Source organism: Rathayibacter tanaceti (genome assembly GCF_001634385.1).
Lineage (GTDB): Bacteria > Actinomycetota > Actinomycetes > Actinomycetales > Microbacteriaceae > Rathayibacter > Rathayibacter tanaceti.
Genome location: NZ_LIIN01000032.1, coordinates 1 through 24,315, shown reverse-complemented (window position 1 = coordinate 24,315; position 24,315 = coordinate 1). Strand labels below are relative to the sequence as shown.

The following is a 24,315-nucleotide window of genomic DNA, read 5'->3' as shown; positions in this document are numbered from 1 at the left end:
GTGCTCTCGGCGCGGCTGGGCCGCTGGTGAGCCTCCTCCACAGCCCTGCGCGGCCGCGCGCGTCGCGCGCCGTGGGCGAACGGAGCGCCAGGCGCGGCCGAGGCCCGTTTAAGATGGCTGTATGAGCGAACCCACCGTCTTCACGCGCATCGCCCGTGGCGAGATCCCCGCCGACGTGGTGTTCGAGAACGAGCGCATCCTCGCGATCACCGACATCGCCCCCCAGGCCCCGGTGCACCTGCTCGTGTTCCCCAAGACCCAGGAGCATCCGACGGTCGCCGCTCTCGCTGCGGCCGATCCGGCTCTGCTCGCCGAGATGGTGCAGGTCGCCCAGTCGCTCGCCGACGCCCACAGCGACGGTCAGTTCCGCCTCGTCTTCAACTCCGGAGCAGAGGCGGGCCAGACCGTGTTCCACGTCCACGCCCACGTCCTGGGCGGTCACCACACGGAAGGCTCCCTTGCCACCGGTTGAGAACACGGGCGCGAGCCCGATGAGCGCCCCGCCGCAGGCCCGGATGCTCCCGAGACGACGCGCCGCGTCGTCGCCGTCGACGGGGTCGCCATGGTGCGACTCCTCGGCCCTCAGGACCGCCTCATCCGGGCGGTCGAAGGACGATTCCCCGATGTCCGAGTGCACGTACGCGGTAACGAGGTGACGCTCGAGGGTGAGCGCGAGCCCGTCGTCGCCGCGACGCGCCTGGTGGAAGAACTGGTGCGCATGACCGCGAGCGGGCACGACCTCGATCCGGAGGGCGTGCGCGAGTCCGCCCGCATCTTGCAGAACGGCGGGCCGGTGAGTCCGGCCGAGGCCTTCGGCCAGGCGATCCTCACCGCGCGGGGCCGGAGTGTCCGCCCCAAGACCCTCGGCCAGCGCGAGTACGTCGACGCGGTCGATCAGAACACCATCGTCTTCGGGATCGGCCCGGCCGGCACCGGTAAGACCTACCTGGCGATGGCGAAGGCCGTGCAGGCGCTGCAGCGCAAGGAGGTCGAGCGGATCATCCTCACCCGCCCGGCGGTCGAGGCGGGGGAGCGGCTGGGCTACCTGCCCGGCTCGCTCACCGACAAGATCGACCCGTACCTGCGGCCGCTCTACGACGCGCTCAACGAGATGATGGACCCCCGAGATCGTCCCGAAGCTGCTCGCGGCCGGCACGATCGAGGTCGCGCCCCTCGCCTACATGCGCGGCCGCACCCTCAACAACTCGTTCGTCGTGCTCGACGAGGCGCAGAACACCACACCCGAGCAGATGAAGATGTTCCTCACCCGCCTCGGCTTCGGCTCGAAGATGGTGGTCACCGGCGACATCACCCAGGTCGACCTGCCGACCGGCGCCAGCGGCCTGCGCCTCGTGACACGGGTGCTCGACGACATCGACGACATCCACTTCTCGCGCCTGACCAGCGAGGATGTGGTGCGCCACAGCCTCGTCGGCCGCATCGTCGATGCGTACACCGAGTACGACCAGCAGAAGCAGGCCCAGCACTTCGAGCGCGAGCAGGCGCGCGAGTTCGCCAACCGGGCCGAGCGCCGCGGAGGCGCGGCCCGCGCGTCCGGCGATCGCCAGCCCCCGCGCGGCTGAGCCCGCCCGCCACGACCCGACCGAAGGAACCCCGCATCCCGTGAGCATCGAGATCAACAACGAGTCGAGCGTCCCCGTCGACGAGGCGGCGCTGCTGCGCCTGGCCGGCTACGCGCTCGACTCGTTGCACGTGCACCCCGACGCAGAGCTCGCGATCGTGCTCGTCGACGAGGGCGCCATGGAGCAGCTGCACGTGCAGTGGATGGACGAGCCGGGGCCGACCGACGTGCTCAGCTTCCCGATGGACGAGCTGCGGCCCGGCACCGAGGACGAGCAGACGCCGGCCGGGCTCCTGGGCGACATCGTGCTCTGCCCTCAGGTCGCGCAGACGCAGGCCGAGGCCGCGGGCCACTCGGTGCTCGACGAGCTGCAGCTACTGACCGCCCACGGGCTGCTGCACCTCCTGGGCTTCGACCACGCCGAGGCTGAGGAGGAGCGCGAGATGTTCGGCATCCAGCGCGACATCCTTGTCGGCTTCCACATCAGCGAGCGACGCCGCTAGAGCGCGCCGTGCCCACTCTCCAGCTCCTCATCGCCGCACTCGCGCTCGTCGCCGTCGGCGGATGGTTCGCCGCGACCGACGCCGCGCTCGGCGTCCTCTCGCGCAGCGACCTGCTCGACATGGCCCAGCACTCCCGCAGTGCGCGCGCCCTCCGGGCGATCGCGGGCGACATGAGCGCCCACGTCAACGTCGTCAACTTCTCGCGGATCGCGGCCGAGACCACGGCCGCCGTCTTCGTCACCACGGTGCTCGTGGTCGAGGTCGCTCAGCTCTGGCTGGCTCTGCTGCTCGCGGTCCTGATCATGGCCGCGGTCTCATTCGTGCTCGTCGGCTCCAGCCCCCGCAGCGTCGGTCGAGCGCACGCGCGCGCCGTGCTGGGCACGAGCGCCTCTCTCGTGCACGTGCTCCGGGTGGCGCTCGGCCCCGTCGCGCACGGCCTCGTCGCCCTGGGCAACCGTGTCACGCCGGGCACCGGCCGATCGGCCGGGTTCTCCTCCGAGGAGCAGCTGCTGAGCATGGTCGACGAGGCCACCGAGCAGGATGTGCTCGAGCAGGACGACCGCGAGCTGATCCACTCCATCTTCGAGTTCAACGACACCTTCGTCCGCGAGGTGATGGTGCCGCGCACCGACATGGTGACGATCGAGGCGACCTCCTCGGTGGGCGCCGGCATGGGCCTCCTGCTCAGCCGCGGGATCTCGCGGCTCCCGGTGATCGGCGAGGGCGTCGACGACGTTCTCGGGGTGCTCTACCTCCGTGACGTCGCCCGGCACACGTACGAGCGGCCGGATGACTCCGACACGGTCGCGGAGCTAGCCCGGCCGGCGCTGTTCGTGCCCGAGTCGAAGAAGGCCGACGAGCTGCTGCGACAGATGCAGCTCGAGTCCAACCACCTGGCCATGGTCGTCGACGAGTACGGCGGCATCGCCGGTCTCGTCACGCTCGAGGACCTGATCGAGGAGCTCGTCGGCGACATCTCGGACGAGTACGACCGCGAGGTCGACCTGTTCGAGGAGACGTCGCCCGGGGTCTACCGTGTCTCGGCGCGCCTGCCCGTCGACGAGCTGGGCGAGCTGTTCGAGCTCGACCTCGAGGACGACGACGTCGACTCCGTCGGCGGCCTGCTCACCAAGGCCTACGGGCGCCTGCCCGAGCGTGGCGCGACCGCCCGCATCGGCGGCGTGATCCTCGAGGCCGAGCAGGCGGATCCGCGTCGTGGCACCATCTCTACGGTGATCGTCCGCCGCGATCCCGATCTGGACACCGTCGGCGAGCCCGGCACCGGCCCCGTCGCGATCATCGCCGACGGCGGCACCACCACCCCCAGCCCGAGCACGGCTCCCACCCGCGGAGCCGCGAGCGCGGGCGATCGGAACGAGGACGCACGATGACAGACCACACTCCCAGCACCGCACCGCACCGGGCGGGCTTCGTGTCGTTCGTCGGCCGCCCGAACGTGGGCAAGTCGACGCTGACCAACGCCCTGGTCGGCGAGAAGATCGCGATCACCAGCTCCAAGCCGCAGACGACGAGGCGCGCGATCCGCGGAGTCGTGCACCGCCCGGACGGGCAGCTCATCGTCGTCGACACCCCCGGCGTCCACCGGCCGCGCACCCTCCTTGGCGAGCGGCTGAACTCGCTGGTCACCTCGACGCTCGGCGACGTCGACGTGATCGGGATGCTCTTCCCCGCCGACGAACCGATCGGCCCTGGCGACCGCTTCATCAACGAGCAGCTCGACGCTTTCCCCCGGGCGCGCAAGGTCGCCGTCGTCTCGAAGGTCGACCTGTCGTCGAAGAAGTCCGTCGCCAAGCAGCTCCTGGCCGTCTCGGAGCTGCGGGAGTGGGACACCATCGTGCCGATCTCGGCCGTGACGGACGAGCAGCTCGACCTGCTCGCCGCGGAGCTGCTGCGTCTGATGCCGGTCTCACCCGCGCTGTACCCGGAGGAGGCGGTGACCGACGAGGACCTGTTCTCCCGGGTCGCCGAGTTCATCCGCGAGGCGGCGCTCGAGGGTGTCTCGGACGAGCTGCCGCACTCGCTCGCCGTCACGCTCGACGACATGGTCGAGCGCGAGGACGGCTCGCTGATCGACATCTACGCCAATGTCTTCGTCGAGCGCGACAGCCAGAAGGGCATCATCATCGGCAAGGGCGGACAGCGTCTGCGCGAGGTGGGTGCGGTCTCGCGGGAGCAGATCGAGCGTCTCCTCGGGCGCCGCGTGTTCCTGTCGATCCGGGTGAAGGTCGCGAAGGAGTGGCAGCGCGATCCAAAGCTGCTGGGGCGACTGGGCTTCTGACCGTGCGGAGCCGGTATCGGGCCCCGACCCGCCGCCGCGCGCCCGCCGTCTCCCGGAGGACGCCGATCACCCTGCCGGACGACTCCGCGCGGTGCGCGGACCCGTAGCGTGGACTCCATGCGTGCCTTCTCCGACCGACCGGCGACACTGCCGATCGCCGGAGTGGTCCTCGCCGGCCTCCACCTCGCACTCGCGCTCATCGGGTTGCTCCCGCCGGAGCGGCTCCCCGGCTCCCTGCTGGTGGCCCTCGCGCTCGCGGTCGCCGCGCTGCTCCCGGCCCTCGCCCCGTCCCTCGTCGCGGTCGGAGTGCTCACCGCTGGGGGGATCCAGATCGGCGGCATCCCTGTCGACGGCGTGCTCGTCGGTCTACTCGTGCTGTGGCAGACCACGCGGCGACTGGGGCCGTGGACCCGGGCGCTCGCCCTCGTGGGCGGTCTCGTCCTCGCCGGCGCCGGCGGGATCGTCGTCGCGTTCGAGCTCTCCGGCACCGCGGGCCTGTCCGCTCTTCCCACCCACGTCGAGTTCCTCGTCCTCGCGGTCGTGGCGCTGCTCGTCGCCTCGTTCCTGAGCGGCGCCCAAGTCCTCGTGTTCGTCCTGGCTCTGCGTGCGCCGATCGGTCCCGACGACCGGGTCGAGGCCCTCGTCACCCGGGTCGCGGGTCCCCAGGATCCGTTCTCGGTGGGGATCGCGGGCGGGCAGGGCCTCGTGCTCCTGTTCATCGCTGCGGTCCCGTTCACCGAGACGGGCGAGGCGATGCAGATCCTGCTCTCGGGTGTCTTCGCCGTCGCACTCGTGCTGCACCGCCGCTCGCCCCCGCTCGCTCTCGCCGTCGCGTGGTTCGGTGCGGCGCTGCAGATGAGCCTGCAGCTCTCGCCGAGCCCGGCCGACGTCGCGATCCTGGTGGTGCTCTTCGGCACCGGAGCGTCGACGTCGCGCCGCGTGCGGACCGCCGGCGCGGTCTCCGCCGTCCTCGGCTCCGTCGTCGCCGTGGCCTACCTGATCGTCGTCTACGACCTGCTCTCGGGCACCGCCGACGCTCCCTTCACGGTGACGGCGACCGCAGGCGGGATCCTCGCCACCTTCGGCCTCTCGTGGACCGTCGGCCTCCTCTCGCGTGCCGTCGGCCGCGCCCGCGAGGGGCAGACCCTCCGCGCTCAGGCCGAACAGGAGCGCTCACGGGCCCAGCGCGAGCTCGACGCCGTGGAGGAGCGCAACCGCATCGCCCGCGACATGCACGACGTGGTCGCCCACTCCCTGGCGGTCGTGATCGCCCAGGCCGACGGCGCCCGCTATCTCGGCGCGTCGAGCCCGGAGCAGACGGACGCGGCTCTCTTGACCATCTCGACGGTCGCCCGAGATGCGCTCGGCGATGTCCGAGTGCTGCTCGCTCAGCTCCGCCACTCCCAGACCGACGGTCCCCAGCCCGGCGCCCGCGACCTGCCCGCGCTCCTCGAGAGCGTCGGCAGCGCCGGCGCCCCGGTCCGCGCCGACCTCGAGCTCGACCTCGACGAGGTGCCCCGCGCCGTCGGGCTCGCTCTCTACCGCATCGTGCAGGAGGCGACCACCAACGCGCTCCGGCACGGCCGCCCCGGCTCGCCGATCGAGATCGCGCTCCGGCGCGAGGAGGACGAGCTCACGCTGAGGGTGAGCAACGCGCGCCGCTCCGGAGTCGAGAGTGAGCCCGGCTCCGGCGGCGGACACGGTCTGGTCGGTATGCGCGAGCGCGCCGTTCTCGTCGGCGGCGCCCTGGCCGCCCGCTCCGTGGGGGAGGACTTCGTCGTGGACGCTCGCCTCCCCTCCGCCGCGTCGCCCGCCCGCGACGTCGGCACTGCTCCGCCCATCGCCACTGGAGGCCGAACCGCATGACCGAGTCCATCCGCATCGTTCTGGTCGACGACCAGGCGCTCTTCCGCGCAGGCATCCGCATGCTGCTCGGGTCGCAGCCCGACCTCGAGGTCGTGGGCGAGGCCTCCGACGGAGCCGAGGGTGCGGTTCTCGTGGCGCGGCTCGCTCCAGACGTGGTGCTGATGGACATCCGCATGCCGGGTGTCGACGGCATCGAGGCGACCCGGCGGATCCTCGCCGACGCCGCGGACCGGGGCGTCGAGGCTCCGCGCATCCTGGTGCTGACCACTTTCGACCTCGACGAGGCGGCGGCCCGGGCGATCCGGGCCGGGGCGAGCGGCTTCCTGCTCAAGGCACCGAGCCCGGGTTCCTGCTCGCTGCGGTGCGCACGGTGCACTCGGGCACGGCCGTCGTCGCCGCTTCCGCCACCCGCGAGCTGTTCGAGCACTTCGGTGCGGCCGGCAGCGGCCGTGAGACTCCGGCCGAGTTCGCGACCCTCACCGATCGCGAGCGCGAGATCTTCCATCACGCGGCCCGGGGTCTGAGCAACACCGAGATCGCCCGCGCCGAGTTCCTCAGCGAGGCGACCGTCAAGACGCACATCAGCCGCACCCTCGGCAAGCTCGGCCTGCGCGATCGCGTGCAGCTCGTCGTCTACGCCTACGAGAACGGGCTGGTCGCGTAGCCGCGCCCGGGGTGTGTCGCCTCGCGGGGCGGTGCTAGCCTGGCCGCGTGCGCGTCGGTCTGCTCCTTCTTAGCTGCCGCGACGAGATCTGATCCTCAGGCCCCCCTCGTCGCGGAGTTCGCCGTCGGCTGACCACACCCTCGCCAGCGAGTCCGTCCGCACGCGGATCCCGCCCGGACGCACGCGAGCCGGACCGGGCTCGGAACCGCATCGGACTCGAGCCCGCATCGTTCGAGCGGGCACACCGTTCGAGCGGGCACAGACCCGAGCGAGACCAGACACGAGCGCGTCCCCGCGCCAGGAGAGCACACCATGCAGAACACCCAGAAGCCCTCGCCCATGCCGATCCACAAGTACCGGCCCTACCACGAGCAGATCACCGTCGACCTGCCCGATCGCACCTGGCCGACCCAGCGGATCACGACCGCGCCGCGCTGGTGCGCGGTCGACCTGCGCGACGGCAACCAGGCGCTGATCGACCCGATGAGCCCCGAGCGCAAGCGGATCATGTTCGATCTCTTGGTCCGCATGGGCTACAAGGAGATCGAGGTCGGCTTCCCGAGCGCGAGTCAGACCGACTTCGACTTCGTGCGCAGTCTGATCGAGGAGGGCGCGATCCCGGAGGACGTCACGATCCAGGTGCTGACGCAGGCGCGCGACCATCTGATCGAGCGCACCTACGAGTCTATCCGCGGCGCCCGTCAGGCGATCGTGCACCTCTACAACTCCACCAGCGTGCTGCAACGCGAGGTCGTGTTCCGCAAGGATCGCCAGGGCATCATCGACATCGCTCTGGCCGGCGCGCGCATGTGCCGCGAGATGGAGTCGACCGTCCCCGGCACGACGGTCTACTACGAGTACTCGCCCGAGAGCTACACCGGCACCGAGCTCGATTTCGCGCGCGAGATCTGTGACCGTGTCGTCGAGGTCTTCGAGCCCACTCCCGAGCGCAAGGTGATCCTCAACCTGCCGGCCACCGTCGAGATGGCCACCCCCAACGTCTACGCCGATTCGATCGAATGGATGAGCCGCAACCTGGCTCAGCGCGAGAACATCATCCTGTCGCTGCACCCCCACAACGACCGCGGGACGGCCGTCGCCGCCGCCGAGCTGGGCTACCTGGCCGGCGCCGACCGGATCGAGGGTTGCCTCTTCGGCAACGGTGAGCGCACCGGCAACGTCGACCTGGTCGCGCTGGGCGTGAACCTGTTCACCCAGGGCATCGACCCGCAGATCGACTTCGGCGACATGGACGGCATCAAGCGCACCGCCGAGTACTGCAACCAGCTGGCGGTGCCCGAGCGGAGCCCGTGGGCCGGCGATCTCGTCTTCACCGCGTTCAGCGGCTCCCACCAGGACGCGATCAAGAAGGGCTTCGAGGCGATGCAGGCCGAGGCCGAGCGCACGGGCCGCAGCGTCGACGAGCTCACCTGGGCCGTGCCGTACCTGCCGGTCGACCCGAAGGACCTGGGCCGCTCCTACGAGGCGGTCATCCGCGTCAACTCGCAGTCGGGCAAGGGAGGCGTCGCCTACCTGCTGAAGACCGACCACGCGCTCGATCTGCCGCGCCGCCTGCAGATCGAGTTCTCGGGAGTGGTCCAAGCCAAGACCGACGCCGGGGGCGGCGAGGTCACCAGCGAGCAGATCTGGGCGATCTTCCAGGACGAGTACCTGCCGGCGCCCGTCGAGCGCTCCGACGAGAAGTGGGGGCGCTTCGAGCTGATGCACACCAGCACTTCGAGCGACCTGGGCGGCAGCATCGCCCTCGAGGCCGTCCTGCGGGTCGGAGACGAGAGCATCGCGGCGAGCTCGCGCGGCAACGGACCCATCAACGCTTTCGAGGCCGTGCTGGAACAGCAGGGGATCGACGTGCACGTGCTGGACTACGTCGAGCACGCGCTGAGCGCCGGTGGCGACGCGCTCGCCGCCTCCTATGTGGAGTGCACCGTGAACGGCCGCACCCTGTGGGGCGTGGGCGTCGACGCCGACATCTCGACCGCCTCCCTGAAGGCGATCGTGTCGGCCGTCAACCGTGCCTTGCGCGAGACCACTCCGGCGATCGAGCTGGCGACCGCCTCCGTCTGACGCGCCCTTTCCCGAGGGAACCCGGGACCGTCGAGGGAGCCTCCGCCCCGAGGCTCCCTCGACGGTGGCGCGCTCCCTGACGGCGTGCCGGCGTCAGGCGCGGCCGCGCCAGCGCAGGCGCGGCACCCGGCTGAGCGCCCGCTGCTCCGGCAGGCTCCAGCCGTAGCGCACCGCCAGGAGGCGGATCACGGTGGTGACGGCGACGGCCAGCGGTGCCGCGTAGTCGATCACCATCCCGAAGCGCAGCGCCGTCACCAGCACCACGGTGCCGGCCGTCGCGGCGATCGCGTACAGCGAGCCGACGTGCATCAGCGCGATCGGTCGGTTGAGCAGGATGTCGCGCACGACCGAGCCGCCGACCGCCGACACGGTCCCGACGAACACCGCGGGCACCTCCGGGACGCCGAGCGCCAGCGCCTTGGTCGTGCCGATCGCGCCGAACAGGCCGAGGGTGAGCGCGTCGAGGGCGGTGATCGTCCCGTCGACGCGGTTCAGCACGTGCTGCAGCAGCATCCCGAGCAGGGAGGCGGCGACCGCGACCAGGAGGTACGCGTTCGTGTGCAGTGCCGCCAGCGGGGTCTGCAGCAGCAGGTCGCGCAGCACGCCGCCGCCGAGACCGGTCGCCGTGCCGATGATCGTCACTCCGAGCAGGTCGATGCGGCGGTCTCGGAACTCTCCCGCGAACATCGCGCCCTGCAGGCAGCCGATGGCGATTGCGAGCAGATCGGCCCAGGCCGGGATCACGAAGAGAGTCGCTGCCACGACGCCCATCGTTCCACGCCCGGCCCCGCGTGCAGGCCGGTGTCGGTGGTGGGGAGGATAATCGCGTCCATGCCCACCTATCGTGACGAAGCCGTGGTGCTCCGCACGCACAAGCTGGGCGAGGCCGACCGCATCGTGACCCTGCTCTCGCGCGGCCACGGCAAGATCCGCGCCGTCGCCAAGGGGGTGCGCAAGACCGGCTCGAAGTTCGGCTCGCGGCTTGAGCCGTTCATGGTCGCCGACCTCCAGCTCTACGAGGGCCGGAGCCTCGACATCGTCACGCAGGCCGAGTCCCTCGGCGCCTACGGGGCGCTGATCGCCGCCGACTACGACAGCTACACGGCCGCGAGCGCGATGGTCGAGACGGCCGATCGGCTGACCGACGCCGATGCGTCGCTGCAGCAGTACCTCCTCCTGGTCGGTGCCCTGCGTTCGCTCTCTCGCCATGAGCACGAAGCGGTGCTCACCCTCGACTCCTACCTCCTGCGTGCCCTCTCGATCGCGGGCTGGGCCCCGAGCTTCGAGGACTGCGCGCGCTGCGGAGCCCCAGGCCCGCACGGCGCGGTCGTGATCCAGCTCGGAGGCGTCGTCTGCGCCGACTGCACGCCGCCCGGCGCCCCGCGCGTCGCCCCCGAGGTCGTGGTCCTGCTCGGTGCCCTGCTGACAGGAGACTGGGCCCACGCCGAGACGACCGAGCCGACCACGCGGTCCCGAGCGAGCGGAGTCGTCGCCGCCTACACGCAGTTCCACCTCGAACGCGGACTGAGATCCCTGGAGCACGTCACCCGATGAAGCCGTTCACACACAAGGACGCCGAGCCGTACCGCCCCCTCGACTGGACCGGGATCCAGCCGCCGGCGATCCCGCGCAGGGCGGTGCCCGCCCACGTCGCGATCGTGATGGACGGCAACGGCCGGTGGGCCAACTCCCGCGGCCTCACGAGGATCGAGGGCCACAAGCGCGGCGAGGCGGCGCTGCTGGACGTGGTGGCCGGCGCGATCCAGGTCGGCGTCAAGCACCTCAGCGTCTACGCGTTCTCGACCGAGAACTGGAAGCGCTCGCCCGAGGAGGTGCGCTTCCTGATGGGCTTCAACCGCGATGTGCTGCACCGACGCCGCGACCAGCTGAACGAGTGGGGCGTGCGCATCCGCTGGGCCGGTCGGAGGCCCCGGCTCTGGGCCTCCGTGATCAACGAGCTCCAGTTCGCCGAGCGGCTGACCGCCGGCAACGACGTGCTCACCCTCACCATGTGCGTCAACTACGGAGGCCGAACCGAGATCGCCGACGCGGTCCAGCGGCTCGCCGCAGAGGTCGCTGCGGGGCGACTCACGCCGTCCGGCATCTCAGAGAAGACAATCGCGCGGGCGCTCTACGTGCCCGAGCTGCCCGACGTCGATCTGTTCGTGCGCTCCTCGGGCGAGCAGCGCACCAGCAACTTCCTGCTCTGGCAGAGCGCCTACGCCGAGATGGTGTTCCTCGACCGGCTCTGGCCGGACTTCAGCCGCACCGATCTGTGGGAGGCGATCGAGCGCTACTCCGGTCGGTCGCGGCGCTTCGGCGGCGCGGTGGACGTGCCGGGAGCCTCCGCGTGATCCGGGTCGGCATCGTCGGCTTCGGGCTCGCCGGCAGCGTCTTCCACGGTCCGTTCCTCGCGGCCGACCCGGCTTTCGAGGTGGTCGCCGTCGCCACCCGAGACCCGGATCGCGCCGCCTCCGCCGCCTCAGCCCATTCTGCGGCGCAGATCGTTCCCGACCTCGAGGCGGTGCTCGCCGAGCAGCCCGATCTCGTCGTGCTCGCCACTCCGCCGTCTGTGCACCGCGAGCAGGCCGAGGCCGCCCTGGCCGCGGGAGCGGCGGTGGTGATCGACAAGCCCTTCGCGCCGAGCACGGCCGACGCGGACGCGATCATCGCCGCCTCCGAGGCGAGCGGCGCGCCCGTGTTCGTGTTCCAGAACCGGCGCTGGGACTCCGACCTGCTCACCCTGCGCCGTCTGCTGGCCGAGGGTGCGCTCGGCGAGGTGTTCCGCTTCGAGTCGACCTTCGAGCGCTGGAGCACGCCGAAGACGGGGCGCTGGCAGAACCGGATCGGCACGCACGAGGGTGGCGGGATCCTCTTCGATCTCGGCAGTCACCTCGTCGACCAGGCCCTGATGCTGTTCGGTCCTGCGAGCGTGACGGCCGCCGAGACGCGCGTCGTCCATCCGGGAGGAGCGAGCGAGGACGACGCGTTCGTCTCGCTCCTGCACGGGGGCGGTGTGCGCTCGCACCTCACGATGAGCCGCGTCGCCCGTGCAACGGGCCCGCGCCTACGCGTGCTCGGCAGCAGGGGCGCCTTCTCGATCGACGGCCTCGATCCCCAGGAGGCCGCACTGCGCTCCGGCCGGTCCCGGCCGGAGGAGCCGGGCTTCGGCGAGGTTCCAGCCGGGGCCTGGGGCGTGCTCACCGACGACTCGGGGTCGCGGCGGGTGCCGAGCGAGCGCGGACGTACGCCGCCTTCCTCGAGCAGGTCGCGCAGACCCTTCGCACGGGAGCGCCGGCGCCGGTCGACGTGCGGGAGGCGCGCGAGGTCGTCGCCGTGATCGAGCGGGCCCACGCTCTCGCGGCCCGCTGAGCCGCGACTCCTGCGACGCGCCCGACGCCCGACGCGTCTTGGCGTTCCGTCGCTGGGGCGACATCCTCGAGGGGTGAGTACCGCCCTTCCGAACCAGGCCGACCTGCGAGCGCGCTTCTCCGGTGCTCGCGGATACCACAACGCCTGCACGCTCGGCCTGCCGCCGCGCGAAACGGTGGCGGCTCTGCGCGCCGACCTCGACGGCTGGTCGTCGGGAGGGAACACGGCAGTCGGCTACGGAGCCGTCGCGGAGCGGGCCCGGGACGCATTCGCGGACATCGTCGGCGTTCCCGCCGGGCGCGTCGCGATCGGCTCGCAGACCTCGGCGATGGCGGCGGTCCTGGCGGCCTCGCTGCCGGACGGCGCCCGGGTGCTCTGCATCGACGGCGACTTCTCGTCGATCGTCTTCCCCTTCCTCGCACAGGCCCACCGCGGCGTGGTCGTGCGGTCCGTCGCGCTGGAGGCGCTGGCCGACTCCGTCGAGGAGGCGGACGACCTGGTGGTGTTCTCGGCCGTCCAGTCGAGCAGCGGAGCGCTCGCCGACCTCGACTCCGTGATCGAAGCCGCCGCCCGCTGCGGTGTGCGCACCGCATGCGATCTCACCCAGGCCGCGGGAATCCTCCCGGTCGACGCCTCCCGCTTCGACGCCACGCTCACCCACGCCTACAAGTGGCTCTGCTCGCCCCGCGGAGTCGCGTTCCTGACCGTGTCTCCCGAGTACGCCGCCGAGCTCGTCCCGGTGCAGGCCGGCTGGTACTCGGGAGAGGACGTCTGGTCCTCGTGCTACGGGCCTGCCATGCACCTCGCCGAGAACGCGCGCCGCTTCGACGTGTCACCCGCCTGGCAGGCGTTCGCGGGAGCAGAGGCCTCGCTCGAGCTGTTCCGCTCGCTCGACCTCGCCGCGGTCTGGGCGCACGCCTCCGGGCTCGGCGACGCGCTCTGCGAGCGCCTCGACCGCGAGCCGCAGCACCGGGCGATCGTGTCGTGGCCGGATGCGGAGGGGGCGGATCTCGCCCGCCTCCAGGCGGCGGGCCTGCGCGTCTCGGGCCGTGGCGGGCGTCTGCGCGTGGCCTTCCACCTCTGGAACGACGAGTCCGATGTGGACGAGCTCGTCCGGGTGCTCCAGGACGTCCGGGCGCTCCGGGAATAGGAGCCCGGCGCGGCGGTTGTCCTGGTGGTGAGCACAGTGCAGAATCCTCTCTCCGTCGACATCTGGTCGGACATCGCGTGCCCGTGGTGCTACATCGGGAAGCGCAGGTTCGAGCGTGGGCTCGAGGCGTTCCGTGCCGCGCATCCAGAGGCGCCCGAGGTGGCGATCGAGTACCGGAGCTTCGAGCTCTCGCCGGACACCCCGGAGGACTATCGCGGGGGAGAGGCAGCGTTCCTCGCCGAGCACAAGGGCATCCCCGAGGCGCAGGCGCAGCAGATGCTCGACTCCGTCACAGGGATCGCGGCGAGCGTCGGGCTCGACTACCACTTCGAGACGGTGCAGCACGTCAAGACAGTCACCGCCCACCAGGCTCTCCACCACGCGAAGGCCCAGGGGCTCCAGCTCGAGCTCGTGGAGCGGCTGTTGAGCGCCTACTTCGTGGAGGGGCTCGACCTCGCCGACCCCGAGGTGCTCGCGGGGCTCGCCGCCGAGGTCGGGCTCGACGCCGCAGAGACTCGGCGGGCGCTCGACGACGAGCGGTACCTCGCCGCAGTGCAGTCCGATCTGGCGCAGGCCCGCGAGTACGGCATCTCGGGGGTGCCGTTCTTCGTGTTCGACGGTCGCTTCGGCGTCTCGGGCGCGCAGGAGCCCGCAGCGTTCACCGAGGTGCTCGAGCACGTCCTCGAGCAGCGGGCGGTCGTTGCGTGAGCGGGCCGTTCGAGATGCTCGGCGCCTCCGGCGTGCCCGTGTGCGAGGGCGGCGTCTGCGCCGTGCCGCCCGTCGACGTGGCTTCGCCGATCAGCGCGGAGGCTCCTCGACCGTGATGTCGGCCACGGTCGCACCGTAGGCGGCGACCAGCGCGTCGGCGTCGACGAAGGCGCTGCGGCCGCCGGCGCCCGCGCCCATCGCGATACGGCGGCCGAGGATCCGCTCGTCGGCGTAGACGGGCCATGCGGTGGTGGAGCCGATCGGAGTGATGGTGCCGCGGCGGTAGCCCGTGGCCTCGAGCGCGGCGGTCTCGTCCGGGAGGCGCAGCTTGTTCACGCCGACGACCGCCCGCAGCTTCGGCCAGGCGATCTGGCGCCCACCCGGCACGAGTGCGAACAGGTAGCCGCCGTCGTGGCGCTTGACGACGAGAGACTTCACGATCCCTCCGGGGTCGATGCCCAGCAGCTCCGCCGCCTCGGCAAGGCTCCCGGCGTCGGGCCGGTCGACGATCTCGATGGCCAGGCCGCGGGCCTCAGCGTCCGCCGCGAACCGCCGCCGGCCCTCCTCCACCTGTTCGTTGTCGCTCATCTCTCCACCTCTCCGCTCGTCGTTCCGACGTCCCCAACACAGGATCTGGGACAATCGATACCGATGACCTCCACTCTCACGGCGGCCCCGCCCACGCGCACCGCGCCGGCGCTGCGGATCGGCCCCCTCGAACTCGACGCGCCCGTGGTGCTCGCCCCCATGGCGGGCATCACCAACACAGCCTTCCGCCGACTCTGCCGAGAGTTCGCGACGGCCTCGGTGCCGGCGGGACGGCCGGTGCCGCCGGAATGCTCTTCGTCAGCGAGATGATCACGTCGCGCGCGCTCGTCGAGCGCACTCCGGAGTCGATGCGCCTGATCCGCCACCACCCGAGCGAGTCGGTGCGCTCGATCCAGCTCTACGGAGTCGACCCGAAAACGGTCGCCGAGGCCGTTGCGATGCTCGTCGCCGAGGACAGGGCCGACCACATCGACCTCAACTTCGGCTGCCCGGTGCCCAAGGTCACCCGGAAGGGCGGGGGAGCGGCGCTGCCGTGGAAGCTTCCGCTGTTCCGCCAGATCGTCGAGGGCGCGGTGAAGGCCGCGGGCGAGATCCCGCTCACCGTCAAGATGCGCAAGGGCATCGACTCCGATCACCTCACCTACCTCGAGGCCGCACGGGCGGCCGAGGGGGCCGGAGTCGCGTCGATCGCGCTGCACGCGCGCACCGCCTCCGAGTTCTACAGCGGCCACGCCGACTGGTCGGCCGTCGCCACCCTCAAGGAGGCGGTCACAAGCGTCCCCGTGCTCGGCAACGGAGACATCTGGTCGGCCGAGGACGCGCTGCGGATGATGGCCGAGACCGGCTGCGACGGCGTCGTCGTCGGCCGCGGCTGCCTCGGTCGGCCCTGGCTTTTCGGCGATCTCGCGGCGGCGTTCGCCGGCTCCGACGAGCGCTTCCGGCCCTCGCTCGGGCAGGTCGCGGAGGCGTTCCGTCGTCACGCCGAGCTGCTGGTCGACTTCTTCGAGAGCGAGGAGCGGGGCTGCCGCGACATCCGCAAGCACGTCGCGTGGTACTTCAAGGGCTACGCCGTCGGCGGCGACCTCCGCGCCCGTCTCGCGACGGTCGAGTCCCTCGCGCAGCTCGACGAGCTGCTGGGAACGCTCGACTGGTCGCAGCCGTACCCCGGCGAGGCCGCGGAGGGGCAGCGGGGGCGTGCAGGATCCCCGAAGACCCCGTCCCTGCCCGACCGCTGGCTCGACTCCCGCGAGCTCGACTCCGTGCAGCGCGACGCGGTCTCGGCAGCCGAGATCCACAACAGCGGTGGATGACCGTGCGCTCTGGGGGTACTCGCTCGTCGACACCGAGCGCTTCCTCCCGGAGGACCACTCGACCCGTCGCTCCGACTTCGCCCGCGACCGGGCCCGGCTCTTCCACTCCAGTGCTCTGCGCCGCCTGGCGGCGAAGACACAGGTGCTCAGCCCGACCGCAGGCGTCGACTTCGCGCGCAACCGCCTGACGCACTCGCTCGAGGTCGCGCAGATCGGCCGTGAGCTCGCCACCAGCCTCGACCTCGATCCGGACGTCGTCGACACCGCCTGCCTCGCCCACGACATCGGTCATCCGCCGTTCGGCCACAACGGCGAGCGCGCGCTGAACGCGTGGGCCGAGGGCATCGGCGGTTTCGAGGGCAACGCGCAGACCTTCCGCCTGCTCACCCGGCTCGAGCCCAAAGTCTTCGGCGACGACGAGCGGCCCTACGGCCTCAACCTGACCCGCGCCAGTCTTGACGCGAGCTGCAAGTACCCCTGGCCGGACACCCGCTCGGTCGCGACCCGTCGGGGCGCGCCAAGTTCGGCTTCTACGCCGACGATGCTCCCGCCTTCGCCTGGATGCGGGAGGGAGCACCGGAGGGTGTGCGCTGCATCGAGGCCGAGGTGATGGACCTCTCCGACGACATCGCCTACTCGGTGCACGACTTCGAGGATGCGGTCGTCTCCGGCTACATCGACGTCGGGGCGCTCGGCTCCCGCGCCGACCACGACGAGCTCGTGACGTCGATGCATTCCTGGGTCGGCGGCGAGGTCGACCACGAGGAGCTCGTCGCCGCGTTCGACCGCCTCGACTCCCTCGACGTCTGGGTCTCCTCCTGGGACGGCTCGCGCCGCGACCAGGCCCGGCTGAAGAACCTGACCAGCCAGCTCATCGGCCGCTTCGCCGCCGCCGCCACCGAGTCGACGAGGGAGGCGTACCAGCACCCCGATCTCGTCCGCTTCGGCGGCCACGTGGTCGTCCCCCGGGAGCAGCAGGCCGAGATCGCCGTGCTGAAGGGCATCGTCGCCGCCTTCGTGATGTCGCGCAACACCCGTCAGCCGATCTACGCGCAGCAGCGCGAAGTGCTCACCCGACTCGCCGACACCCTGTTCGAGCGGGGCCCCGGCACGCTCGAGCCGGGGTTCGCCGAGGACTGGCGCGCCGCCCCGCACGACGAGGCCCGCCGCAGAGTGGTCGTCGACCAGGTGGCGAACCTCACCGATCAGAGCGCGCTGGCCTGGTTCGAACGGCTGTGCTGACGCGGGCCACCGCACCCGGTTGCGTGGCCCTCTCCGCCCGGACGGAACGCCTCCGGCAGGTCGGATCGCGCCGACCGGGCGAGCCGGAGCGCATCCCGCCTGCCCGAGTCCGCGCAGCCCGCCGAGGGGGAGGCCCGGGCGGATACGATGGAGCCCATGCCTCGGATCCGACAGTCAGATGTCGAAGAGGTCAAGGCGCGCACCAACATCGGTGACGTGATCGGCGAGTACGTCACCCTCAAATCGGCCGGAGTCGGCTCGCTCAAGGGCCTCTGCCCCTTCCACGACGAGCGGAGCCCCAGCTTCCACGTGCGACCGCAGGCGGGCTTCTACCACTGCTTCGGCTGCCAGGAGTCTGGTGACGTCTACAGCTTCATCATGAAGATGGACCACACCTCGTTCAGCGAGACGGTCGAGCGGCTGGCCGGCCGCATCGGCTTCCCGCTGCACTACGAGGACGACGGCGGTCGTGCTCCCGAGACAGGCGGGCGCGCTCGGCTACTCGCGGCGAACGACGCGGCCGAGGAGTTCTTCCGTGGGCAGCTCGCGACTCCCGGAGCCGATGTGGGCCGCCGTTTCCTCGGCGAGCGCGGTTTCGACCGTGCAGCGGCCGACCGGTTCGGAGTGGGCTTCGCCCCCGACGGGTGGGACGGTCTGACGACCGCGCTCACGCGCCGCGGCTTCTCTGAGGAGGAGCTGACGGCGGCGGGACTGGTCAGCAGCAGCAACCGGGGCGGCGTCTACGACCGCTTCCGTGGCCGCCTGGTCTGGCCGATCCGAGACGTCACCGGGCAGACCGTGGGGTTCGGCGCCCGTCGTCTGCTCGAGGAGGACAAGGGGCCCAAGTACCTGAACACTCCCGAGACGCCCGTGTACCACAAGTCGCAGGTGCTCTACGGGCTCGACCTCGCGAAGCGGGCGATCGCACGCGGCCACCAGGTGGTCGTGGTCGAGGGCTACACCGACGTGATGGCCTGCCACCTGGCCGGCGTCGTGACCGCCGTCGCCACCTGCGGCACCTCCTTCGGCGTCGACCACATCAAGGTGCTGCGCCGGGTCCTCGGCGATGACAGCGGAGTGGGCGAGGTGGTCTTCACCTTCGATCCAGACGCGGCAGGGCAGAAGGCGGCGATGCGCGCGTTCCAGGAGGAGCACCGCTTCGCCGCCCAGACCTTCGTCGCCGTCGCGCCCGAGGGCCTCGACCCCTGCGACCTACGCCTGAACCGGGGTGACGACGCCGTGCGCAGGCTGATCGACGACAAGAAGCCGATGTTCGAATTCGTCATCCGTCAGCTGCTCGACCGCTACGACCTCGAGACGGTCGAGGGGCGGATCGCGGCGCTACGCGCGGCCGCTCCCGTGGTGGCTGAGATCCGTGATCCGGCCCTCCGGCCCGGCTACTCGCGCGAGCTCGCCCGCATGCTGGGCCTCGACATGGCCGAGGTGAACTCCGCGGTGCGGTCCGCCGGCTCGCGCTCGCGCTCCTCCGGTGGCCAGAACCGCGATCAGCAGAACCGCGATCGGCAGAACCGCGTGCCGCCGGACGGCGAGCCGCGCAACGGCGAGGGCGCTGCCGTCGAGCCTCCGCTCGGCGCCCGCCTTGCCGACCTTCCGGTCGACGTCGTCACGCGGATCGAGCGCGAGGCGCTCATGGCGATGCTCCAGCTGCCCCAGGCGATGGGCTCGGAGCTGCTCACGCGCGCCGCGCACGCGGCCGTCACCAACGAGACCCTGCGCGTCGTGCGCGACTCCGTGGTCGCGAACCTCGAGCGGGCGGAGGACCGCGACTGGGTCGAGCACGTCGCCGCCGACGTCCCCGGTCCGTTCGCCTCCCTGGTGCGCCAGCTCGCCGTCGCGCCGATCCCCGCCGCCGATGAGGCCGGCCTGACCCGCTACGCCCGCGATGTGGCGATCTCGCTGATCGAGCGCGACCTGCTTCGCGAGATCGCGGAGCTGCGCGGGGCGCTGCAGCGAGCCTCCGCCGACCCCGTGATGTCGCGGGCGGTGCAAGTGCGGCTGGTCGAGCTCGAGCGCCAGAAGCGTGCGCTGCGCACAGAGTGAGGCGCTCCCGATGAGCGTGTTGCGGTCGTGTGAAGAAATCCGCGGCACCCCCGCTGGGGTTCGGAGTCGGTTCTCAACTGTGTTACGACTGAGGAACAGCAATGCGGGCGTCCAGCGTCGTGACGCCACTGCCCACAGGTGACCTGTGTGCCGAGAGTCCGTGCGCCCTGTGCGCGCCCGCATACCATCCCTGACAGGAAGAGGCAGACGGAGATGACATCCGCATCCACCCGCGGTACCCGCGCACTCGCCGCTGCGGCAGGTTTCGCCGCGGTCGCGCTCGTGCTGGCGGGCTGCTCCGCCGGCGGGAACGACTCGTCCGGCGGCAGCGCCGGAGGGGCCCTGACCATCGGCACCACCGACAAGATCACCAGCCTCGACCCCGCCGGCTCGTACGACAACGGCTCGTTCGCCGTGATGAACCAGGTGTTCCCGTTCCTGATGAACACTCCCTACGGCAGCCCGGACGTCGAGCCGGACATCGCCGAGTCGGCCGAGTTCACCTCGCCCACCGAGTACACCGTGACGCTGAAGGAGGGACTGAAGTGGGCCAACGGCCACGACCTCACCTCCTCCGACGTGAAGTTCTCCTTCGACCGCCAGGTCGGCATCGCGGCGGAGAACGGCCCGTCGTCGCTGCTCGCGAACCTTGACAGCGTCGCGGCTCCCGACGACACGACCGTGGTGTTTACGCTCAAGTCCGAGAACGATCAGACCTTCCCGCAGATCCTTTCGAGCCCCGCCGGCCCGATCGTGGACGAAGAGGTGTTCTCGGCCGACGAGCTCACGCCCGACACCGACATCGTCTCGGGGAACGCGTTCGCCGGCCAGTACACGATCGCGAACTACGACGTGAACAATCTCATCCAGTACAAGGTGTACCCCGACTACCAGGGCGTGCTCGGCGAGGCCAGGACCGGCACCGTGAACGTCAAGTACTACGCCGACTCCTCCAACCTCAAACTGGACATCCAGGAGGGCAACATCGACGTGGCCCTGCGCAGCCTCTCGGCGACCGACGTCGAGGATCTGCGCGGCAACGACCGGGTGAAGGTCGTCGACGGTCCCGGCGGCGAGATCCGCTACATCGTCTTCAACTTCGACACCCAGCCCTTCGGCGCGACGACGGCAGAGGCCGACAGCACGAAGGCGCTGGCCGTGCGCCAGGCCGTGGCCGATCTGATCGACCGCGACGAGATCGCCGACCAGGTCTATAAGGGCACCTACACCCCGCTGTACTCCTACGTCCCGGCCGGCCTGACCGGCGCGGTCGAGCCGTTGAAGTCGCTCTACGGCGACGGCAACGGAGCGCCCGACGCTGAGAAGGCCAAGGCGACCCTCGCGGCCGCCGGCGTCACCGGCCCGGTCACGCTCAACCTGCAGTACTCGAACGACCACTATGGTCCGTCCTCTGGCGACGAGTACGCGCTGATCAAGGACCAGCTCGAGTCGACGGGGCTCTTCACGGTGAACCTGCAGACCACCGAGTGGGTGCAGTACTCGAAGGACCGCTCGAGCGACGTCTACCCGGCGTACCAGCTCGGCTGGTTCCCCGACTACTCCGACGCCGACAACTACCTGTCACCGTTCTTCATCAAGGAGAACTTCCTCGCGAACCACTACGACGACGCGGAGGTGCAGAGTCTGATCGCCCAGCAGGTCTCGACCACCGACCCCGCTGAGCGCACCGCGCTGATCGAGCAGATCCAGGAGAAGGTCGCGGCGCAGTTGTCGACCGTCCCCTACCTGCAGGGCTCGCAGGTCGCGGTCGTCGGCAGAACCGTCAGCGGGGCCGAGGACACGCTCGACGCGTCGTTCAAGGTCCGCTACGCCGCGTTCAGCAAGGGCTGATCCACCCCTCACGGCCGGCGCCTCCCCGACAGGAGGCGCCGGCCGTTCTCCACGAAAGGCATCACGTGACGACAGCCACGACGGCTGCGGCGACGGCGCCCACCCGGCGACCGCGCGGCTCCGGAGGCGGACTCGGGCGCTATCTGCTCGTCCGCTTCCTGCTCATCATCCCGACCGTCTTCATCCTCGTGACGATGGTGTTCCTGCTCATGCGCTCGACCGGCGATCCGATCACCGCGGCGCTCGGCGGACGCCTGACCGCCGATCAGCTCGCCGAGCGCGTCGCCGCGGCGGGCTACGACCGGCCGCTGATCGTGCAGTACCTCGAGTACCTCGGCAAGCTGCTCACCGGCGACTTCGGTACCACCCTCAGCGACGGCCGCCCGGTCACCGAGGTGCTGGTCACCTACGGTGCGGCGACGGTCGAGCTCGCCTTCTACGCCCTGATCGTGGCGTTCCTCGTCGGCATCCCGCTCGGGATGCTCGCCGCCTACCACCGCGACCGCACCCCTGACGCGGTGCTGCGCATCTTCGCGATCCTCTGCTACGCCACGCCCGTCTTCTTCGCGGGCCTGCTGCTCAAGCTGGTCTTCTCGGTCTGGCTCAAGTGGTTCCCCGTCGCGGGGAGGGCCTCCACGAGCACCGAGCTCTCGCTCCAGTTCCTCGAGAACAAGACCGGCATCTACCTCATCGACGCGATCCAGACCGGGGATCCGGCGGCGATCAGCGACGTACTCTCGCACGCGGTGCTGCCTGCTGTCGCGCTGGGCCTGCTCACGGCGGGCATCTTCCTCCGCCTGGTGCGCACGAACGTGATCGGCACGTTGGGCACCGACTACGTCGACGCCGCCCGTTCCCGCGGAGTGAGCGAGTTCCGCCTGGTCCGCACGCACGCCTACCGGCCCGCGCTCATCCCGATCATCACCGTGATCGGCCTGCAGATCGCGCTGCTGCTCGGCGGGGCCGTCCTCACCGAGACCACCTTCGAGTGGAAGGGCCTCGGCTTCCAGCTCGCGGAGTACCTCCAGGCGCGCGACTTCGTCGCCGTGCAGGGCATCGTCGCCCTGCTCGCGGTGATCGTCGCGCTGACCAACTTCATCGTCGACGTCATCGCGGCGCTCATCGACCCGCGAGTGAGGTACTGAGCATGAGCACCACCGCCCCGGCGCGTCCGCGCCGCCGCCTCGTCGACCGCCTGCCGGTCCTCCGCCAGCTCCGTCAGAGCGTCGGCCTCCAGCGGGGGATGCTCATCACCGGCCTCGTGATCACGGGCGCCTTCCTCCTGGTCGCGCTCCTCGCCCCGCTGATCGCGCCCTACGGGTACTCGCAGCTGCGCAACGGAGACGGCTCGTTCGGTGCGCAGGAGCCGCCGAGCGCCGAGCACCTGCTCGGCACGACCGTCGGCGGCTACGACGTGCTCTCCCGGGTGATCTGGGGCGCGCAGACCGCGTTCCTGGTGATCGTGGTCGCCGTGGTGCTCTCGATCTTCCTCGGCGTCTTCCTCGGCCTCGTCTCCGGCTACCTCGGCGGCTGGCTCGACCGGGTGCTCGTGGTGATCTGCGACGCGATCTACGCGTTCCCGACCCTGCTGCTGGCGATCGTCATGTCCATCGTCATCTCGGGCGGCCAGTCCAATCTCTGGGCCGGCATCCTCGCAGCGGCGGTCTCGATCACCGTCGTCTACATCCCGCAGTACTTCCGTGTGATCCGGGCTGAGACGGTCCGGATCAAGGGCGACGCTTTCGTCGAGTCGGCGAAGGTCATCGGAGCGTCGACGCCGCGGATCATGTTCCGTCACGTCCTGCGCAACGCCACCCGGACCCTGCCCCTGATCTTCACGCTCAACTCGTCCGAGGCGATCCTGACCCTCGCGGGCCTGGGGTTCCTCGGCTTCGGCATCGAGCCGACCTCGGCCGCCGAGTGGGGCTACGACCTCAACAAGGCGCTCTCCGACGTCACGAGCGGCATCTGGTGGACCTCGGTGTTCCCCGGCCTGGCCATCGTGCTGGTGGTGCTGGGCATCACCCTCGTCGGCGAGAGCCTCAACGACTTGGCCGACCCGCGCCTGCGTGGTCGGCGCGCGGTGGCCGCCGGCTCCGGAGACGTGGCCGCGACATCCGTCGTGCCGGGCGGCGTGCTCGCCGCCGACGGCGTGGAGACGCCGGGGCACGATCCCGTCGCCGGAGTGGAGGGGACGCGATGAGCGACCAGCGCACCGATCGTGGCCACGGCCGCCCGATCGTCGACATCACCGATCTCGAGGTCGCCTTCGCGAGTGACCGCGGAGCCGTCCGCGCCGTCGCCGGGGTCAGCCTCCGTGTCGAGCGCGGCGAGGTGCTCGCGATCGTCGGCGAGTCCGGCAGCGGCAAGACCGTAACGGCGAAGACGATCCTGGGTCTGCTCCCCGAGACGGCCACCGCCTCCGGCGTCGTGCTGCTCTCGAAGAAGGACGGCAGCTCGGCCACCGATGTCGTGTCTGTCCCGAAGGCGCGCCTGCGCGAACTGCGCGGCACCGACGTGGCGATGGTGTTCCAGGAGCCGGGGACGGCGCTCAACCCCGTCTTCACGGTGGGCTGGCAGATCGCCGAGGGGCTGCGCGCCCACGGCTCCGTCTCGAAGAAGGAGGCGCGGCAGCGCGCGATCGAGGTCCTGCGCACCGTCGGCATCCCCGAGCCGGAGAAGCGGGTGGACTACTACCCGCACCAGTTCTCCGGCGGGCAGAAGCAGCGTGTCGTGATCGCGATGGCTCTCGTGCTCGACCCGGGCCTGATCGTGGCCGACGAACCGACCACCGCGCTCGATGTGACGGTGCAGGCCGAGATCCTCGATCTGCTCCGCCGCTGCCGCGACGAGTTCGGCACGTCGATCGTGCTGATCACCCACAACATGGGCGTCGTCGCCGACCTGGCCGACCGTGTCGCCGTGATGTACCAGGCGAGCTCGTCGAGGAGGCGACGGTCGCCGAGCTGTTCTCGGTCCCGAAGGCCGAGTACACCAGGAAGCTCCTGGCCGCCGTGCCGCACGTGGGCCAGGGCGTCGAGCGCGCCCGCGCCCGCGCGTCGAGCGCGCCCAG

Annotated in this window: 17 protein-coding genes and 5 pseudogenes; 20 read left to right on the top strand and 2 right to left on the bottom strand. The window is 70.9% G+C overall.

From position 1 onward, the window contains the following. Positions 1-121: 121 nt before the first annotated feature. From ACH61_RS05920 to leuA, 8 genes and pseudogenes are all read left to right on the top strand, one after another. Positions 122-472, top strand: a complete 351-nt coding sequence (locus tag ACH61_RS05920) for an HIT domain-containing protein (protein ID WP_068209776.1) — start codon at positions 122-124, stop codon at positions 470-472. Between the two features lie 90 nt (positions 473-562). After that, positions 563-1,583, top strand: a pseudogene (locus tag ACH61_RS05915) (PhoH family protein). A 40-nt stretch (positions 1,584-1,623) separates the two neighbouring features. Further along, positions 1,624-2,085 carry an rRNA maturation RNase YbeY gene (ybeY, locus tag ACH61_RS05910; protein WP_056044301.1) on the top strand — a complete coding sequence of 154 codons (462 nt, stop codon included), beginning with the start codon at positions 1,624-1,626 and terminating at the stop codon, positions 2,083-2,085. An 8-nt stretch (positions 2,086-2,093) separates the two neighbouring features. Continuing rightward, positions 2,094-3,476 (top strand): hemolysin family protein, encoded by a 1,383-nt coding sequence (locus ACH61_RS05905; protein WP_068209773.1) that lies wholly within the window; start codon positions 2,094-2,096, stop codon positions 3,474-3,476. Then, on the top strand, positions 3,473-4,384 hold the full coding sequence (gene era / locus ACH61_RS05900) for a GTPase Era (RefSeq protein ID WP_068209771.1): 912 nt from the start codon (positions 3,473-3,475) through the stop codon (positions 4,382-4,384). Before ACH61_RS05905 ends, era begins: the two co-directional genes overlap by 4 nt. Positions 4,385-4,501: 117 nt before the next feature. Next, positions 4,502-6,250 carry a sensor histidine kinase gene (locus ACH61_RS05895; RefSeq protein ID WP_082845055.1) on the top strand — a complete coding sequence of 583 codons (1,749 nt, stop codon included), beginning with the start codon at positions 4,502-4,504 and terminating at the stop codon, positions 6,248-6,250. Then, a pseudogene (locus tag ACH61_RS05890) lies at positions 6,247-6,914 on the top strand (response regulator). Before ACH61_RS05895 ends, ACH61_RS05890 begins: the two are co-directional and overlap by 4 nt. Positions 6,915-7,226: 312 nt before the next feature. Beyond that, on the top strand, positions 7,227-8,999 hold the full coding sequence (gene leuA / locus ACH61_RS05885) for a 2-isopropylmalate synthase (protein WP_068209768.1): 1,773 nt from the start codon (positions 7,227-7,229) through the stop codon (positions 8,997-8,999). A gap of 93 nt (positions 9,000-9,092) precedes the next feature. Here the strand turns inward: leuA and ACH61_RS05880 are convergent, their stop codons facing one another. After that, positions 9,093-9,761: a trimeric intracellular cation channel family protein gene (locus ACH61_RS05880; protein ID WP_236713566.1), complete on the bottom strand. Its 669-nt coding sequence runs from the start codon at positions 9,759-9,761 to the stop codon at positions 9,093-9,095. 69 nt (positions 9,762-9,830) lie between these two features. Here ACH61_RS05880 and recO point away from each other — a divergent pair, with 69 nt between their 5' ends. From recO to ACH61_RS05855, 5 genes are all read left to right on the top strand, one after another. Continuing rightward, a complete protein-coding gene (gene recO / locus ACH61_RS05875) occupies positions 9,831-10,553 on the top strand; it encodes a DNA repair protein RecO (RefSeq protein WP_068209762.1) in 723 nt (240 codons plus the stop codon). After that, positions 10,550-11,353, top strand: a complete 804-nt coding sequence (locus tag ACH61_RS05870; protein WP_068209759.1) for an isoprenyl transferase — start codon at positions 10,550-10,552, stop codon at positions 11,351-11,353. The genes recO and ACH61_RS05870 overlap by 4 nt, the downstream gene beginning before the upstream one ends. Then, entirely contained in the window at positions 11,350-12,339 is a 990-nt protein-coding gene (locus ACH61_RS05865) for a Gfo/Idh/MocA family protein (protein ID WP_236713565.1), read from the top strand. Before ACH61_RS05870 ends, ACH61_RS05865 begins: the two co-directional genes overlap by 4 nt. A gap of 105 nt (positions 12,340-12,444) precedes the next feature. Then, positions 12,445-13,521, top strand: coding sequence for an aminotransferase class V-fold PLP-dependent enzyme (locus ACH61_RS05860; protein WP_068209756.1), 1,077 nt, complete (start codon positions 12,445-12,447; stop codon positions 13,519-13,521). Positions 13,522-13,557: 36 nt separating this feature from the next. Beyond that, positions 13,558-14,229, top strand: coding sequence for a DsbA family oxidoreductase (locus ACH61_RS05855; RefSeq protein WP_068209779.1), 672 nt, complete (start codon positions 13,558-13,560; stop codon positions 14,227-14,229). 90 nt (positions 14,230-14,319) lie between these two features. On the opposite strand, the gene ACH61_RS05850 is transcribed toward ACH61_RS05855, so the two are convergent. Next, positions 14,320-14,817 carry an aminoacyl-tRNA deacylase gene (locus tag ACH61_RS05850; protein ID WP_068209753.1) on the bottom strand — a complete coding sequence of 166 codons (498 nt, stop codon included), beginning with the start codon at positions 14,815-14,817 and terminating at the stop codon, positions 14,320-14,322. Between the two features lie 63 nt (positions 14,818-14,880). Between ACH61_RS05850 and dusB the strand changes: the two are divergent. From dusB to ACH61_RS05815, 7 genes and pseudogenes are all read left to right on the top strand, one after another. Then, positions 14,881-16,088, top strand: a pseudogene (gene dusB / locus ACH61_RS05845) (tRNA dihydrouridine synthase DusB). Continuing rightward, a pseudogene (locus tag ACH61_RS05840) lies at positions 16,081-17,330 on the top strand (deoxyguanosinetriphosphate triphosphohydrolase). The pseudogenes dusB and ACH61_RS05840 overlap by 8 nt, the downstream one beginning before the upstream one ends. Before the next feature lie 156 nt (positions 17,331-17,486). Continuing rightward, entirely contained in the window at positions 17,487-19,391 is a 1,905-nt protein-coding gene (dnaG, locus tag ACH61_RS05835; RefSeq protein ID WP_068209750.1) for a DNA primase, read from the top strand. A gap of 213 nt (positions 19,392-19,604) precedes the next feature. Continuing rightward, on the top strand, positions 19,605-21,242 hold the full coding sequence (locus ACH61_RS05830; protein WP_068209747.1) for an ABC transporter substrate-binding protein: 1,638 nt from the start codon (positions 19,605-19,607) through the stop codon (positions 21,240-21,242). A gap of 65 nt (positions 21,243-21,307) precedes the next feature. Beyond that, the gene (locus ACH61_RS05825) at positions 21,308-22,387 is read left to right on the top strand and encodes an ABC transporter permease (RefSeq protein WP_068209744.1); all 1,080 of its coding nucleotides are present in this window, start codon (positions 21,308-21,310) and stop codon (positions 22,385-22,387) included. 2 nt (positions 22,388-22,389) lie between these two features. Further along, entirely contained in the window at positions 22,390-23,445 is a 1,056-nt protein-coding gene (locus tag ACH61_RS05820) for an ABC transporter permease (protein WP_068209742.1), read from the top strand. Then, positions 23,442-24,315 (top strand): annotated as a pseudogene (locus ACH61_RS05815) (ABC transporter ATP-binding protein); the annotation flags it as partial. The gene ACH61_RS05820 and the pseudogene ACH61_RS05815, both read left to right, overlap by 4 nt.

Coding starts and splice junctions, on each gene's coding strand:
- ACH61_RS05820 (WP_068209742.1), top strand. CDS start 22,390: ATGAGCACCACCGCCCCGGCGCGTCCGCGCCGCCGCCTCGTCGACCGC.
- ACH61_RS05920 (WP_068209776.1), top strand. CDS start 122: ATGAGCGAACCCACCGTCTTCACGCGCATCGCCCGTGGCGAGATCCCC.
- recO (WP_068209762.1), top strand. CDS start 9,831: ATGCCCACCTATCGTGACGAAGCCGTGGTGCTCCGCACGCACAAGCTG.
- ACH61_RS05895 (WP_082845055.1), top strand. CDS start 4,502: ATGCGTGCCTTCTCCGACCGACCGGCGACACTGCCGATCGCCGGAGTG.
- ACH61_RS05870 (WP_068209759.1), top strand. CDS start 10,550: ATGAAGCCGTTCACACACAAGGACGCCGAGCCGTACCGCCCCCTCGAC.
- ACH61_RS05830 (WP_068209747.1), top strand. CDS start 19,605: ATGACATCCGCATCCACCCGCGGTACCCGCGCACTCGCCGCTGCGGCA.
- era (WP_068209771.1), top strand. CDS start 3,473: ATGACAGACCACACTCCCAGCACCGCACCGCACCGGGCGGGCTTCGTG.
- dnaG (WP_068209750.1), top strand. CDS start 17,487: ATGCCTCGGATCCGACAGTCAGATGTCGAAGAGGTCAAGGCGCGCACC.
- ACH61_RS05850 (WP_068209753.1), bottom strand. CDS start 14,817: ATGAGCGACAACGAACAGGTGGAGGAGGGCCGGCGGCGGTTCGCGGCG.
- leuA (WP_068209768.1), top strand. CDS start 7,227: ATGCAGAACACCCAGAAGCCCTCGCCCATGCCGATCCACAAGTACCGG.